Annotated in this window: 1 pseudogene; it reads left to right on the top strand. The window is 44.2% G+C overall.

The window, feature by feature from the left end:
- A pseudogene (locus P5674_RS26105) lies at positions 1-380 on the top strand (hypothetical protein); the annotation flags it as partial.

The raw sequence follows: 380 nt of genomic DNA, 5'->3' as shown, positions 1-380 counted from the left end.
CTACACCTCAAGGGGTGATAGACGGGGTTAAGAAAGCTAAACTGGTATCAGAAGCCTTGGGAACCATTACTAGCGCTAGTGAATTTTGGAACTGGTACGATGCGACTATCTTAGGAAAGAACCAGATTGAGGATAATCTGATAACCTATCGGGAAATATTCCAACAACTAGAGGATGAGTATTTTGCGGGTTACAACCGCAACACAGGAAGACCACGCTCCCGCGATATCGCTAGCGACTTAGCATCTTACGAGTCTACTAAAGAGGCATATTTCAGGTTGTTCCCTAACTGGGATGATTACCCTAGCTGGGAGAGTTTCAAGGTTATGCTATACACTCCCCTACAGAACGGAGAACAATTAGTAGGTTCCAAAACATTT

Source organism: Limnospira sp. PMC 289.06 (assembly GCF_032350395.1).
Taxonomy (GTDB): domain Bacteria; phylum Cyanobacteriota; class Cyanobacteriia; order Cyanobacteriales; family Microcoleaceae; genus Limnospira; species Limnospira platensis.
This window is presented reverse-complemented; position numbering and strand designations above follow the sequence as displayed.